This is a genomic window from Hymenobacter sp. IS2118 (assembly GCF_000715495.1).
Classification (GTDB): Bacteria; Bacteroidota; Bacteroidia; order Cytophagales; family Hymenobacteraceae; genus Hymenobacter.
The window spans coordinates 16584-28085 of record NZ_JNLX01000180.1 but is presented as its reverse complement, the minus strand read 5'-3'; the positions used below and the strand labels follow the sequence as shown (position 1 = coordinate 28085).

6 protein-coding genes are annotated in these 11502 nt (G+C 60.2%); 3 read left to right on the top strand and 3 right to left on the bottom strand.

What is annotated here, in order from left to right; all coding sequences use genetic code 11:
• On the bottom strand, positions 1-2613 hold a 2613-nt coding region (locus tag GM79_RS18960), incomplete at its 3' end, for a TonB-dependent receptor domain-containing protein (protein ID WP_072008666.1).
• A 305-nt stretch (positions 2614-2918) separates the two neighbouring features.
• On the opposite strand from GM79_RS18960, the gene dxs reads away from it, so the two are divergent.
• Together dxs and GM79_RS18950 are read left to right on the top strand one after the other, a co-directional pair.
• Entirely contained in the window at positions 2919-4865 is a 1947-nt protein-coding gene (gene dxs, locus GM79_RS18955) for a 1-deoxy-D-xylulose-5-phosphate synthase (RefSeq protein WP_035567081.1), read from the top strand.
• A 134-nt stretch (positions 4866-4999) separates the two neighbouring features.
• Positions 5000-6127: an alpha/beta fold hydrolase gene (locus GM79_RS18950; protein ID WP_235184114.1), complete on the top strand. Its 1128-nt coding sequence runs from the start codon at positions 5000-5002 to the stop codon at positions 6125-6127.
• A 22-nt stretch (positions 6128-6149) separates the two neighbouring features.
• Here the strand turns inward: GM79_RS18950 and GM79_RS23345 are convergent, their stop codons facing one another.
• Positions 6150-6503, bottom strand: coding sequence for an ASCH/PUA domain-containing protein (locus GM79_RS23345; RefSeq protein WP_152560087.1), 354 nt, complete (start codon positions 6501-6503; stop codon positions 6150-6152).
• Between the two features lie 294 nt (positions 6504-6797).
• Complete coding sequence (locus tag GM79_RS18940; RefSeq protein ID WP_035567080.1) at positions 6798-8183, bottom strand: amidohydrolase family protein; 1386 nt, start codon at positions 8181-8183, stop codon at positions 6798-6800.
• A gap of 973 nt (positions 8184-9156) precedes the next feature.
• Here GM79_RS18940 and GM79_RS24375 point away from each other — a divergent pair.
• Entirely contained in the window at positions 9157-11037 is a 1881-nt protein-coding gene (locus GM79_RS24375; protein ID WP_161787221.1) for a T9SS type A sorting domain-containing protein, read from the top strand.
• Positions 11038-11502: the final 465 nt, after the last annotated feature.

Sequence of the window (11502 nt, the reverse complement as noted above, 5' to 3'; positions counted from 1 at the left end):
GGCACCGCCACCAGCCGGCCGACCGCCGCCGCCACCAGCGGGAGCGTCGCCGCCGCCGAGGTCGCCGCCGCCGCCGTCACCTTTCAGGTCGTCGTTGTTGATGCCGCGGGCGCGGCGTGGGCGCTGGTCAGCCGAAAGCTGGCCGATGCGGTAGCTGAAATTGGCCTGCACGCTCAGCTGGCGGCGCTCCGAGGTGCTGATTTGCTCCAGCAAGGGGGTCCGGATTTCGTTGCGGATGTTGATGGAGTTGGTGATGAAGTTGTTGGCGCCGAAGCCGAAGCTGCCTTTTTTGTTGGCAAACTCGCGGCGCACGCTCAGGCCGTAGAAGCCGAAGCCGCTCTGCTCGCCCTGCAGCAGCACCTGCCGGCCGCGGTAGACGCCGAAGCCCTGCAGGCCCCACAGGTCGGTGATTTTGTAGGAACCAAACAGCCGCCCACTGGCCACGAAACCTTGATTCGAAGCATTGAAAATCCCGCTCACGTTGTTGCGCAGCGTGGCGTAAAACACGTCCAGGCCGGTATTCAAGCTCAGCTTTTTGCCGTTGATGGAGGCGAAGAAGTTGCCGCCGTAAGCGTTTTCCTGCCCGATGTTACGAAAGCTAATCTGCTGGGCATCGGGGGCCAGCTGCTCCCCGATGGCGGCGCGCAGGGAGTCGGTCAGCGGCTCGCGCACCGACTGGATGGAGCCGGTGGTGTTGCGGGCAAAGGCGGTGAAGTTCAGATTAACCTTCTTGATTAGGGTGCTGTAGCCCAGCTCGAAGTTGTTGGTAAATTCGGGCTTCAGCTCCGGGTTGCCAACCGACACCAGCAGGATGTTGGAAAACTGCGGGGCTGGGTTCAGGAACTGCAGCGAGGGGCGTTGCAGGCGGCGGTTGTAAGCCGCCTTCAGCACGTTGCCATTGGCCAGGCGCCGCGACAGGTTCACGCTGGGCACCAGCGCCCCGTAGCTCGGAATGCTCACCTTCTCGTCGCTGTTGCGGAAGTCGGCCCCAATGGTGGTGTACTCGTAGCGCAGGCCGGGCTTGAGGGTGACGTTCTTGGGCAGGCCCAGCGTGTAGGTGGTGTAGGCCGCCGTCACGTTCTGGTCGTAGTTGAAGCCGTTGTTGAGGGCCTCGTTGGGGTCGCGCACGAACCCGCCCTCGGCCCCCGGCGCCGTAAACAAGGCGAAGTCGCTGCTCACGCGGCGCAGAATGTTTTTGGCCCCAAACTCCAGTACCTGGGTTTTGCCCACCGGCGACTGGTAGTCGGCCTGCACCGTAAATTCTTCGTTGGCGCTCGGGTTTTCGTTGCGGAGCCGGCCCAGCGTCGTGTCCAGGTTGCCGGGGTCGAGGATGGAATTGGTGAAGTCGTTGGTGCGGTCGTTGCGGCTGTAGAGCGTTAGCAGGCTGAACTCCTGCTGGGGCTTGGCAAAAAGGTGGGTGAAGCTCAGGCTGGCGTCCACGGTGCCCGAACGGTCCTGCACGTACACGTTGCGCACGTCCAGGGGCTGGCCCGTGGGGCTGGGCACGGCCACCCGCGTGAGCCGGTCCTGCCGGATGTCCGAAGCGCGCAGCCCGTACGAGAGCGAGGCCTGCAGCGAGTTTTGCTTGTTGATGTCGTAGTCCCAGCCCAGGGCGCTGCGCCCGCCGCCCTGGTTCTGGCGGTTGTCGGCGGTTTGCCGGGTCGTGCGCCGGTTCTGCGGGTTGTCGGGGTTGATGATGGTCTGCTCGTTCTCGAAGTTGCCCACGATGTTGTAGCCCGCCCGGCCGCCGGCGTTGAAGGAGAAGCCCATCTTGCCGGTGCGGTACGAGCTGTTCAGGCTCAGGCTGGCGCTGCGGGTGCCGGCGCTCACGTCCACGCCCAGGGTGCCGCCGCGCAGGGTGTTGGTTTTGGTGATGATGTTGATGATGCCGCCCGTGCCTTCGGCATCGTACTTGGCCGAGGGCGAGGTAATCACCTCCACGGTCTTAATCTGCTCGGCCGGAATCTGGGCCAGCGCGTCGGCAATGCTGGAAGCGGCAATAGCCGAAGGCTTGTTGTTGATGAGCACCCGGATGTTGGAGCTGCCGCGCAGGCTCACGTTGCCGTCCAGGTCCACGCTCAGCAGTGGTACCCGGCGCAGCACGTCGGTGGCATCGCCGCCGCGGGCGGTCTGGTCGTTCTCGGCGTTGTACACCGTGCGGTCTACCCGCTCCTCAATAATGGGTTTTTGGGCTACCACCACCACTTCCCCCAGCTTTTGGGCCGAAACTGCCAGGGGGATTTTGCCCAGGTCCACGGTCCCGGCAGCCGGCACCAGGGTACCGGGCCGCTCTTCGTTCTTATAGCCCACAAAGCTCACCTGCACCGTGTAGATGCCGGCCGGAATACCGGCCAGAATAAAGGTGCCGTCGTCGCCAGCCACGCCGCCGTTCACTACTTTGCCCGCACCGTCCAGCACGGCCACCGTGGCGTACGACACGGGCTTGCCCGTACCGGCCTCCGTAACGGTACCCGTGATGCGGCCGGTGGTAGCTCGTGCCGCAGCTGGCGCTGCCGGTGGACGGGTGCCGGGGGCTTGCTGTCCCGAAGCCAAATGGGTGGCGCCCAACAGGGCCGCCAGCAATACGGCAGTAGCCGGTAGTTTTTGTTTCATACAATACATAGCGGCCAAAGTGCCACAAGTTGACCCAGAGGTTGCACCCGGCCTTCTTCTTCTGGTTGCAAAGAGAGTGTAACCGTAAACCGGCTCATTCCTCTTTGCCGATACGCAAAGGTTCCCCCGAACACCGACGGAACGGCCACAAACTAGATTATCAACCCCCAAACCCCGACAAACGGCCGGATTCTGCCGCTTGTCACAACTGCGGTTCGCCCGGCGTCGTACCTTTGCCGAAGCCCGCTAATCTTTTGGCGGGTCAGACGGTTACACTCCGTCACCATTCCACCGACGCTGCCCTGATGATAGTTGAACCCGGCCCGCTACTCGCGGCGATTGACTCGCCCGACGACCTCAAAAAGCTTGCTCCTGAGCAATTAGTCCAGCTCAGCACCGAGCTCCGGGACTTCATCATCGATTCCGTGAGCATTTACGGCGGGCACTTCGGAGCTTCGCTGGGCGTGGTGGAATTGTCGGTGGCCCTGCACTACGTGTTCAATACGCCCACCGACCAACTGGTCTGGGACGTGGGCCACCAGGCCTACGGCCACAAAATCCTCACCGGCCGGCGCGAAAATTTCCCGACCAACCGCCGCTACAAGGGCATGTCGGGCTTTCCCAAGCGCAGCGAAAGCGAGTACGATGCCTTCGGGGTGGGCCACAGCAGCACCAGCATCGGGGCGGCGCTGGGCATGGCCGTGGCCTCGGACTACAAGGGCGAGAAAGACCGGCAGCACATTGCCGTGATTGGCGACGGCGCCATGACGGCCGGCATGGCCTTCGAAGCCCTCAACCACGCCGGCGTGGCCAAGTCCAACCTGCTGGTTATCCTCAACGACAACTGCATGAGCATCGACCCCAACGTGGGCGCGCTCAAGGAATACCTCACCGACATCACCACCTCGCGCACCTACAACAAGGTGCGCGACGAGCTGTGGAACGTGCTGGGCAAGCTCAGCAAGTTCGGCCCCAACCCCCAGCAGATTGCCCGCAAAGTAGAGGCCGCGATGAAGGCTACCCTGCTCAAGCAAAGCAACCTGTTTGAGGCCCTGAACTTCCGCTATTTCGGCCCCGTGGACGGCCACGATGTGCAGCACCTCGTCACCATCCTCAACGACCTGAAAGCCATTCCCGGCCCCAAAATCCTGCACTGCGTGACGGTGAAGGGCAAGGGCTACGCGCTGGCCGAGAAAGACCAGACGTTGTGGCACGCGCCGGGTCTGTTCGATAAAATCACGGGCGAGATTTATAAAAAGACGCCCGATAAGCCCCAGCCGCCCAAGTACCAGGACGTGTTCGGCCACACGCTGGTGGAGCTGGCCGAGGCCAACGACAAAATCATGGGTGTGACGCCGGCCATGCCCTCGGGCTCGTCGCTGAACATCATGATGGCCGCCATGCCCGACCGCGCCTTCGACGTGGCCATTGCCGAGCAGCACGCCGTCACGTTCTCGGCCGGTATGGCCACGCAAGGGCTGGTGCCGTTCTGCAACATCTACTCCTCGTTTATGCAGCGGGGCTACGACCAGGTGGTGCACGACGTGGCCCTGCAAAACCTGCACGTGGTGTTCTGCCTCGACCGCGCCGGCTTCGCCGGGGCCGACGGCCCCACCCACCACGGCTGCTACGACCTGGCCTTCATGCGCTGCATCCCCAACATCGTGGTTTCGGCCCCGATGAACGAGCAGGAGCTGCGCAACCTGATGTACACCGCCCAGCTGCCCGAAAACGCGGGCCCGTTCAGCATCCGCTACCCCCGCGGCGAGGGCGTGATGCCCGAGTGGCGCACGCCGCTGCAGCGCGTGGCCATCGGCACGGGCCGCGTGGTGCGCGAAGGCGCCGAGGGTGGCGTTGCCATCCTCAGCATCGGCCACATCGGCAACTACGCGGTGAAGGCTACCGACGCCCTGGCCGCCGAAGGCCTCGATGCGGGCCACTACGACATGCGCTTCTGCAAGCCGCTGGACGAGGAAATGCTGCGCGACATTGCCCGCCGCTACCGCGCCATCGTGACCGTGGAAGACGGCTGCCTGCCCGGCGGCTTCGGCTCGGCCGTGCTGGAATTTCTCACCGACCACGGCTTCCACCTGCCCATCATCCGCCTCGGCATCCCCGACCGCGTAGTGGAGCACGGCTCGCAGGATGAGCTCTACAAAGAGTGCGGCTTTGACGCCGCCGGCATCGCCCAAGCCGTGCGCGACCAGAGCGCTAAGGTGTTGGCGAACACGCTGAAAACCGTGCTGCGCTAGGAAATCAGAACAGTTTCCGCAACATAGAAAAGGCCCCGCTCATATCAGTGAGTGGGGCCTTTTCTATGTTGCGGAAACTGTTCCTAACCCGCTAAAAGTGACTAGCTTCGTTGTTCATTAACCACTATCTCGCTATGCGCCTTTTTTCACGTTGGATAGCGGTGGCTGCCGTATTTACCGGGCTGGCCGGTGGTACCGTGATGGCGCAGGATGCGCCTGCTGCCAAGCGTCCGGACCGCGCCAAACACCACGTGTTTGCCATCGATAAATTCCGGACTGAAAGCGGCGCGGTGCTGCCCCAGGCCCGCGTGGTGTACGGTACCTACGGCCGCCTGAACGCGGCGCGCGACAACGCCATTCTGCTGCCCTCGCACTACCTGGCCGACCACCACGGCTACGAGTGGCTCATTGGTCCGGGCAAGGTGCTGGACACGGCCAAGGTGTTTCTGGTGGCGACGGAGTTGTTCGGCAACGGCCACTCCTCGTCGCCGAGCAACACGCCGGAACCGTTCCACGGCCCGCGCTTCCCGGTCATGACCATCCGCGACAACGTGGCGGCCGTGCACCAGCTGCTGGCGCAGGACCTCAAAATCACGCATCTAAAGGCCATTATTGGCTTTTCGATGGGGGCGCAGCAGGCCTTTCAGTGGGCGGTGAGCTACCCCGCCTTCGCCGACCGCATTGTGGCCACTTCGGGCAAGGCCAAGACCTACCCACACGGAGTGGTACGCCTCGAAGGCCAGATTGCTGCCCTCACCGCCGACGCCGCCTTCAGGGACGGCGACTACGCCACGCCGCCCACCAAGGGCATTGAGGCGTTTGCCACGGTCTGGACGGCGTGGCTGTACTCGCAGGAGTGGTGGCGTCTGGAACTGTGGCGTGCCGACGCCAAGCCGGGCACCACCTTCGAGCAGGTGCTGCACGAGTACCGCACCAACTTCATTCCCGGCGCCGACGCCAACGACCTTATCCTACAAATGCGCACCTGGGAGCGCCACGACGTGGGCGGCACGCCCGGTTTCGGGGGCGACGTGCAAAAGGCCCTGCGCTCCATCAAAACCCCCGTTTTGTACATGCCTTCGGAAACGGACCTGTACTTTCCGCTCACCGATGCGCGCTACGAAGCGGCCTTCATTCCCGGCGTGGTCCTGAAGCCCATTCCGTCGCTGTGGGGGCACACGGCCGGCGCCGCTCCCAACCCGGCCGATGCCAAGTTCCTGAACGACAACATCCGCAGCTTTCTGGCGCCAAAGCGCCGCTAGCGGGCCTGCCGGGACAAGGCCGTTACCAGAGCCGGATGTCGGTGATGCCGCTGGGGATGGGCGGCTGGTCGCTGAAACCCAGCACGCACCAGCCGGGCTCGATGCCGAAAACGCCGCCCTGAAGCACGTAGCTCACCCAACGGGTGAGGGTGCGGCCGGTGTACTGCTCGGTTTCCAGCGCCACTTCCCGGAGCAGGAGCTCATCGCCCAACTGGAAGTTGCCGTTGTTTTCGCGCACGTCGAAGGGCTTGCTGCCGGCCTTGACGGCGGCAAAGCAGTCCGGCCATATCCTTAGTTCGTGGTTTTGGTGGTGCGCGGGGTCAAGGGTTTGGAACTGAGGAATGAATGGTTCGGCGAATGCGAAGTTGGTGGTCATCGGAATGTTTTTTAATAGGGGCAGGCTGCTACCGGGCGGGCCGCGCACTGCGCGGGTAGGACGGAATAAGTAAAGCCTGGGATTGATAGATAAGCTTCTGTTTGAAGGTAGTCAAAAGATAATTAAATAAAATAGCGCAAGGAGGTTAACGCAAAGAAAATCAATATGGTTCGCGTAGTATTGTGACGAATTCAGATTGATAAAGTGCTAAATATATTCTGACTAAAAAGTATTCCCCAATCGATTTTCCAGGCTGTTTGGCCGCTTTTTGGGAAGGTCGTTAACTAGTCGGGGTCAGTTCAATCCTACTTTGCCCTTCATCGAATCGAAGAGCTTATCAGAATCAAAACCTACGCCGTTTTTGAACACGATTTCCATCCGGCGCATGTGCTGAATATCCTGCTCGGGGTCGCCGTCGATGAGCACCAAATCGGCCTGCTTGCCGGCCTCAATGGTGCCGATTTGCTTTTCACGGCCCAAGTAGGTGGCACCGTTGAGGGTGCTGATTTTGATGGCCTGCACGGCCGTAAAGCCGGCTTCGACCAGCAGCTCGACCTGGCGGCGGTTGGCGTAGCCGGCCACGGTGCGGCCGGCGCCGGTGGGGTCGGTGCCGGCCACGAGCAGGCCGCCGGCATCGTAAAACTGCTTTTCCCAGGCCATTTCCTTGCGGAACAGGCGCAGGCTGGCGGTGTCCTTCTGCTGGTTCTGGTTCCAGATGGCGGTTTCGCGCTCCTGCAGCTGCGGAATCAACGATTCGAGGCCGCCGCCGAGCACCACTTCCCGGCCGGTATAGGGCTCAAACACGGGCAGGGTGGAGGTGAGGGCCACCTTTTTGCTCACCAGAAAACGGATGAGGCTGGTCATTTCGGGGCTATTCTGGGGCAGGCGTAGCAGCGACTCGCGGGCGGAGAGATAGTCGGCCACGTCGGGCACCTTGTTGGGCATAAAATCCGAGCTGGCCATAAAGCCGTGCTCCAGGTTGTCGATGCCGATTTCGGCGGCCTCGCGGTAGGTGATGGAGCAGAGGTGGCCGGTGATTTTGAGCTGACGCGGGTGCGCCACGGCCACCACGGCCGCGAGGTCGGCGCGGGTGGCGTGCATGTACATCTTGAAGGACGTGCAGCCCTTGTCGGCCCAGAACTTGGTGGTGGCGGCGGCATCCTCGGGGCCTTTCACGGTGTTGAGGGCCGGAATATCCAGGCTGGCTTCCTCGATGTAGGGCGCGGTTACGTCCATGGCGGGCCCGATGAGCTTGCCCTCGCCGATGAGACGCTGCACGGCCAGGTCCGTCTGGGGCTCGATGCTGCCGGCCGTGCGGATGGTGGTGGCGCCCCCGGCCAGGTACAGCCGCGGGAAGGTGTAGGGCATCTGGGCAATGTTGAAGAACGGGCCGGCGGGCATGGTGTAGTACAGGTGCTCGTGCAGCATCACCAGTCCAGGAATCAGCGTTTTGCCGGCGCAGTTGATGACCTGGGCGCCGGCCGGCACCTTTACTTTTTTCAGGGGGCCGACCTGCGTAATGCGGCCGTTCTGGAGCAGCACCGTCTGGTGCAGTAGGGCGGGACGGCCGGTGCCGTCCAGCACCTTGGCGTCGGTGAGGGCCACCGTGGGCGCGTTCACCTTGATGAATTCCTGCACCTGCGGCGTGAATTGCTGCGCCCGGCTTGGAGCGAAGGCCATGGAAAGCAGGCAACCAGCCCAAAAGCGCTGACTTAAAGAAAAGTGCATGTGTACAGGAGAAGAAAAAATCATCAAAAGAAGCTGGGCTGTCTCAGTTGCCTGCGCAAATAGCTTAGAAGATTTGCTAATTGGTATCTTTAAGAAAAAGCTTGATGCGGGCAGTAGCTACTTCCCCGGCGGTACAAACTACACAAAGTCCCCTTTTAAAGTAAGAGCGGGGTCACCCCTTTTGCAGGCGGAGAGAAAAAGTGCTCGAATACATCGCTCAACATGGTTACGCTTACTAACTGCGGTTACGCAGCCCAGGCGCCAACCGCACACTCTAGCCCCCTTTCCTGGGGCTTTCTGCATGAGGCGAACCGGGGGTTAGGGGGTGAGGTTGGCGCCTGAGTTGCGTAGCCGCAGTGACTAACCTGGAACTAAAGAGTACCGCCCATAAGTTAAGAAATTTATTATAAAATCAGGTTATATTATATATGTATTGCGGGTAGAAATGTAATCCATCGAATATATCTTGTGGTATTATCAAATGTCCTCGAAGCGACCAGCTAATACAAGCCAGCAAGAATTTGTATGTTTGTATTGGTTTATAATGTTTTGTGCTACTAACCTTTAACTACTTACCTTAATGAAAATACTACTTACTTTTTTGGCAAGCATTTTCTTGCTGCTGGGTTCCGTGACGCAGGGCTATAGCCAATGCTCCGGACGATTCACCATCAGATATAGCCTCGCTAACACGGTTGTTGAGGAGACCTATAACAATGGAAGCGGGAATGTAACGGTGCCTTACTGCCCTAGCGGGAGCGGTCCGACCACTATATCCATTAAATCATTTTCTGCCGGTACCTACACATTTACAGGACCTAACAATTTTTCGCAATCGTATTCCTTTACAGACGCTCAAGCAGGCAATACAAACTTCTTTTTCGCATTTTCCCTGCCTTCATCCAATGCCAACGCTTCGTTTGTATTGAATAGCTTCATCGCTTGCAACAACACCAAGAATGCTTCCTTCAATTTTGTGTTAGCGCCTTCGCTCACGGTGACGGCCACCGTGAACGGGGTGACGAGCAGTAACCCGACCGTGTGCCCCGGCACAACCGTCGCCATCACGGCAAGAGGCGCATCTGCCGGGTCTGCTTACAACTTGCTTGCCAACGGCACGGTAATTCAAAGCAACCTGACTGGTGACTTTACGGTGACGCCTTCGACCTCTACTACCTACACGGTTACTACAAACACGGCTGCGTGCGGCAGCAACGTGGTGACGCAGAACATCACCGTTCTGACCAGGACCTTGTCCGCCTCTGCTAGTCCTACGACTGTTTGCCCAGGGCAAGCATCTACCCTCACGGCCAGCTACACCAACTTGCCGTCGGGCTTTAGCGCCTCGTACTCCTGGCGCAACACTACTACCGGCGCCACTTCTACCGCCAACCCATTCACTGTAACTCCTAGTGCCACCACTACCTATGAGCTGACTGCCAACGGCGGCTGCGGCCCCGAAACCAGGTTGGTAGCTGTAACGGTGGGCACCCCGGTACTAACCGTTTCGCCCAGTTCGGCTAATATCTGCTCGGGGAGTGTGTTGCTGACCTCGTCATTCGACAGGACGGTGGCGGGCACGACGTATGTCTGGAGCGTTGCGCGCGCGGATGGTACAACGGCCTCTGGTTTCAGTACTGCTGCCACATATACCGCTAACCCAAGCCAGACATCGACCTACACCCTGACAGCCACTGTACCCGGCTGCGGAACAGTGAGTAGCTCGGCTACCGTAACCGTGCAGGCGGCTACCCTGACTTTGACGCCCAACTCGAGTGCCTGCGCCGGTACGCCTGCAACCCTGACGGCCGTTTCGAACAAGCCGAACGCTGCTTTCAGCTGGACCGCTACCAGTGGTGGCGCAACGACTACGTTGCCTCAGACTACTTCCTCAATCAGTGTGAGCCCGACCGCTACCACTTCCTACACCGTAACTGCTACCGCAACCGGCTGCAGCACGCTAAGCCGGACGTCAACCATCACGGTAAATCCCACGGTAACCGTGACGCCTTCGCAGACCACTCAGGCCGGTGCAAGCCGGGTGTTGACCGCTACCGGGGGCTCAACCAGTGTGTACAATTGGACGGCTACGGTTGGCGGCACCACCACGCCGCTGGCAAGCCAAAGCGCAAGCATCACTGTTGCGCCTGTGTATACTACGACTTATACCGTAACCGGAACCACGGCCAATGGCCTCTGCAGAACGGCGAGTACGACCATTACCGTAGTGCGTCCCTTGCCCGTTGAGCTCGTGAGCTTTGACGCAGTCTGGGCCGGTAAAACGCCCGTGCTTGCCTGGGCTACGGCTTCGGAAAAGAACAATGACTACTTTGCCATCGAGCGCAGCTTTGATGGCGTAGCGTTCCAAACAATTGGGAAAGTTGCCGGGGCCGGCAGCACCAGCGCCCGCACCAGCTACCAGTATGCCGATGGCGCCCTGGGCCAAACGGCTGCTACTACGGTGTACTATCGCTTGCAGCAGGTTGATACCGACGGCACGACAAATTTTTCGCCGGTTCGCTCGCTGCAGATTGCTACCGTGGCCGCGCGGGAGTTCAAAGCTAATGTCTTCCCGAACCCTTATGACACCAAGGTGGCGGTTCGGGTCAACTCGCTTGGTACCGATGCAATCTCCTTCACCGTGCGCAACGTTCTCGGTCAAACGGTGCTCACCAAAACGGTAAGTACTGCGCCAGGCGAGCAAGACGTGGAGCTGGCAGCCGCTGCCGCGCTGCTCCGGGGCATGTACTACCTCACAGTACGCCAAGGCAACGAGCAGCAGGTATTACGCCTGAGCCATCGCTAGGCCCACCCAAATTGCTTGTACCCGCAACAAAAAAGACCAGCGCCATTCCGGCGCTGGTCTTTTTTGTTGCGGGGCAGGGGATAAGTGAATGGCGTAACGTGCCACAATTACCGGAGGCCCTGTGGAGATGCCGTGCAGCGCGCCAGCCAGTGCCCGGGCGCAGAGGTTTGCAGGCCGTAGTAAAAGCCTAAAGACAAGAGCGAAACAAGTGTTACCCGGTAAAACCGTAGCCGAAGAGCGGTTGCACCTGCGCCCAAGGAGAAAATTGGAAGGGGAAAACGCGTGAGCTCAGAAATCGATTGAGAAAAAACAATCGATTAATTGATAATTTCAGTAAATTGCAGTAACATTGCTGGCCTAACAGTCACCAGGTTACATCCAGCTGTAGGATACTGATTAGCGGCGCACGCATAGAATACGCCATGAAATAGCTTTCTGACATGATTGCCTTCCCTTTTAAGTGCC